The organism is Mycobacterium sp. 1245852.3 (genome assembly GCF_001669335.1).
Lineage (GTDB): Bacteria > Actinomycetota > Actinomycetes > Mycobacteriales > Mycobacteriaceae > Mycobacterium > Mycobacterium europaeum_A.
On sequence record NZ_LZLL01000160.1, the window covers coordinates 1 to 3239 of the forward strand.

1 protein-coding gene and 1 pseudogene are annotated in these 3239 nt (G+C 65.7%); both read left to right on the forward strand.

Features of this window, described 5'->3' with window-relative positions; all coding sequences use genetic code 11:
* Positions 1-316: 316 nt before the first annotated feature.
* Positions 317-2104: pseudogene (locus A9W96_RS32090) on the forward strand (peroxidase family protein); the annotation flags it as partial.
* Positions 2105-3239: catalase family protein (locus A9W96_RS32095; RefSeq protein ID WP_197499431.1), on the forward strand; the 1135-nt coding region annotated here is incomplete at its 3' end.

The window sequence follows — 3239 nt, forward strand, 5'->3', positions numbered from 1 at the left end:
GAGTAGTCGACTACCCGTGCACGCCCGCCAATCCGTCGTTAGCGTTCGGGTCGTCGTGCTCCGTGGATGGATCCGAAGGGAGGCTCATGGGGTCAGCGAACTTCGCCGCCGCCCTACGGAACCACCGGCCGCATGCCCGACGAACTGTTAGTGTCCACTGCAGCTACCAACGGCAGACCACGAGCGGGGGCGCCGTGCGCGCAGCACGCGACGACACCGGCGCGTTCCCTAGGAAATGGCGGCGCGCGACGCTTCATCGCTGCTGCGCGGCCATCAGGAACGCTGCGTCAGCCGGATCCGTCAAGTGGAGGCAACGATGATGCTCGTCGATCAACTGGCGCGAGTGGCAGAGCTGACCGACCGGTGGATCGGATGGTCCCGGCTTCCCAAACCGTTAGGGCTCGCGGTCCTCATCGGATTGCGTGAGCAGCTGCGTGCCCACAATCTCTTCGACACCGGCCGCGGACCCGACGACCGGCCCCCACCCGGCGTCGACATCACTTCCTGCCGCGACGCCCGCACGCCGGATGGGACCAACAACGACCTGCAATACCCGCTGATGGGATCGTTGGGCAGCCGGTTCGGTCGAAACGTCCCCACCGAATTGACCTATCCCGAGGGACCCGACCGCATCATGGAGCCCAATCCGCGCGTGATCAGCCGGCGACTGCTGACCCGCGACACGTTCAAACCCGCCACCACGCTGAACTTGTTGGCGGCCGCATGGATCCAGTTCGAGGTCCACGATTGGTTCAGCCACGGCACCGTCAATGCCGATCCCTGGAAGATCCCGATCGAGGGTGCTGACCCGTGGCCCGAGCCAACGATGACGATCAACCGGACACCACCGGACCCCAGCCCTGACGCGTCGGGGCCGCCCACGTTCGTCACGCAGGACACCCACTGGTGGGATGGGTCCCAAATCTACGGCAACACAAAGGGATTCGCGGAGGGTCTGCGCACCGGCGAGCTGGGGCAGGTCAGGATCGACGACGTCGGCCTGCATCCGGAAGAGCTTGAGACCTACCTCGATCCGCACGGGGCGGTCCGGGCCAACTTCTGGGTCGGATTGGCGCTGCTGCACTCGCTGTTCCTGCGCGAGCACAACACCATCTGTCGCGAGCTGCACCAGCACTATCCCGAGATGAGTGACCAGCAGCTGTACGACAAAGCGCGCCTCATCAACGCGGCACTGATGGCCAAGATCCACACGCTGGAGTGGACCCCGGCGATCATCGCCCACCCCACCACCGAGTCGGCCATGCGGGCCAACTGGTTCGGGGTGCTCGGGCAGCACTTCGAGGAGCGCTTCGGTCGCATCACCCCTAACGAGGTGCTACAGGGCATCCCCGGATCGCCCACCAACCACGACGGCGTGCCGTACTCGCTGACCGAGGAATTCGTCGCCGTCTACCGCATGCATCCGCTGATCCCCGACGACTACACGGTGCGCTCGCTGCGGGACGACGACGAGCTGGCGCGCTACCAACTGCCCGACTTGTCGGTGCCCAACGTTCGAGAGCGCCTGGCGCAGTGGCCGGCCGACGACCTCTTCTACTCGATGGGGGTGGCTCACCCGGGCGACATCACGTTGCACAACTTCCCGATCCATCTGCAGGACTTCCACCGGGTCAATGACATTCCGATCGACCTGGCCGCCGCGGACATCCTGCGGATCCGCGAGCGTGGGGTGCCGCGCTACAACGCCTTTCGACGAATGCTGCGACTCAAGCCTGCCGCCAGCTTCGAGGAGCTCACCGACAACCCGGAGTGGGCCGAGGAGCTTCGCGAGATCTACGGCGACGTCGAACGCGTTGACCTCATGATCGGCCTGTACGCCGAACCCAAGCCGGCCGGTTTCGGGTTCAGCGACACAGCCTTCCGGATTTTCATCCTGATGGCCTCGCGCCGGCTACGCAGCGACCGCTTTTTCACCACCGATTACACCCCGGCGACGTACACCGAGGCCGGCATGGCGTGGGTACGGACCAACTCGTTGCGCACCATACTGATCCGGCACTTCCCCGCCCTGGAGCCCACCCTGCGCTCGGTCGACAATCCGTTCGCCCCCTGGCCAACCACGCAAGCGCGGCCGTCGACGCGGATCTCCCCGCCACCCACCACCGGGCGCCGCTATCCGCCGCCGCCCGGCGCGCAGCCCACCTACGTCCCCTACAGCGACGCCCTCGAACGGCCGGGCGCCGAGGAGGATCGTGAGATCGACGCAATCGTCAAGTCCTTGCACGGCAACAACGAGTGGGCGTACAAGAAGTTTCATCACGGCCTACGCGACGCCCACGCCAAGACGCTGGCCGTGCTGCGCGGTGAGCTCACGGTCTACCCGGACCTGCCTCCCGAGTTGGCCCAGGGCCTATTCGCCGAGCCACGCAACTACCCGGTGATCACCCGGCTGTCCACCACCTCCGGGGTGATCCGAAGTGACCAGATCCGCGGGGTGCACGGCCTCGCGGTCAAGGTGCTCCTTGACGAACCCGGCGAGCGCATCCTGGCCGACGATGACGCCGCCACACAGGACTTTCTGCTGGTGACCCACCGGGAATTCCCCTTCGCCGATGTACGGGCATACCTGCGCGTCGGCATGCCGCTGGCGTGGGTGTTGGCTCGACTGTCCGATCCCGCGCTGTCGGCTGTGGGTGCGCTGCTAACGGGCGCCAAATCGGTGCTGGCCCAGGTGGGGGTGTCGCTGCCCAACGCCGTGGAGATCTTCATCGAACCCAACACCCACATCCTCGGGCAGAACTTTTATTCGTCGGCTCCCATCCGATGGGGTGATCATGTCGCCAAATTCGAGATCGTGCCGCTGTCGGAATCGGTGACGACGCTGGCAGGCCAGCCCCTGCCGGCGGATGCGGGCTACGACGCCTACCGCAATCAGGTGTTCGACTTCTTCGCCACGAACAGCGCCGAATTTGAGCTGCGGGCCCAACTGTGCACCGACCTGACCAGGATGCCCATCGAGGACGCCACCGTACCGTGGCCCGAAGAACTCAGCCCACACATCGGGGTCGCCAAACTCAGCTACCCGCAACAGAACCCGGACTCCCCCGACCGGCGACGGTTCGGCGACGACGTGCTGTCCTACAACTCGTGGCGCGGCCTGGCCGCGCATCGACCGCTGGGCCCCATCAACCGCCTCAAACTCAAGGTCTACGAAGCATCCAGCACCTTCCGCCATGAGAAGAACGAGGTCCCCCTCCTTGAGCCAACTGTCGCCGACC